Source organism: Hymenobacter agri (assembly GCF_054778495.1).
In genome coordinates, this window is the sequence record NZ_BAAGZM010001129.1 from 1 (window position 1) to 780 (window position 780).

The window sequence follows — 780 nt, forward strand, 5'->3', positions numbered from 1 at the left end:
GAGGCGGTCGAGCTCCTGGCGCTGGTTCCAGCCGCCGGGCAGGCGGGCCAGCAGCGGCTCGTAGAGGTCGAGGCGCTGCACCTGGTCGAGGGTTTTGAGGCTGGTGAGGTGAGGCCCGAGCCAGTCGGGTAGCTCGCGGGCCAGGGTGTCGTCATCGAAGGCCGGCCAGGGTTCCGCAGTGTCAGTCGTCGGGAAGTGTTGCCGCAGAAACTCCAGTCGCTGCTGCAGCTGGCGGGCGGCGGGCGTCCAGTTCAGCTTGCTCACGCCGGCTTCCTGCAGGTAGTCGAGCAGGGCGCGGGCCACCAGCGCCGCGTCGGGCTGGCCGATGACCTTCTCATCGAGCAGCAGCGCGCCCAGCCGGCGTACCCGGCGGCCGGTTACGCGCTGGGTGTTGGCATCGTAGCGCACTTCGTCGGTCGTGGTAATCTGGTCGGCGAAGGCCAGCTCCAGCTCCTCCTGGCCCAGCGGGGCGGCCAGCGTGGCGCGCGGGGCCGAAGCCGTGCCCGCCAGGTGCGCCACCGCGAAGAAGGTAGTCTGCGGGTCCACGTCCGTGGTGTTCAAACTCACGCGCTGGCCCGTCACGAGGCGCAGGCGGTCGGGCGTTTCGCGCTGGGCCAGCCGGTCGGGGTAGGCCAGGGCAGTGAGCAAGCGAATGAGTAAGCGAGTGAATGGGCGAATGAGTGAGTTGGCGGTTTTACCCAGGCGGGCGGTGAGGTTGCGGGCCACGTCGCGGGCGCGCTGCAGGGTGGCGTGGTGCAGGGCCAAGCCAGGCAGGGGCGG

At 70.5% G+C, this 780-nt stretch carries 1 pseudogene; it reads right to left on the minus strand.

Going from position 1 to position 780, the window contains the following annotated elements:
* Positions 1-780: pseudogene (locus tag ACYVDE_RS24890) on the minus strand (ATP-dependent helicase HrpB); the annotation flags it as partial.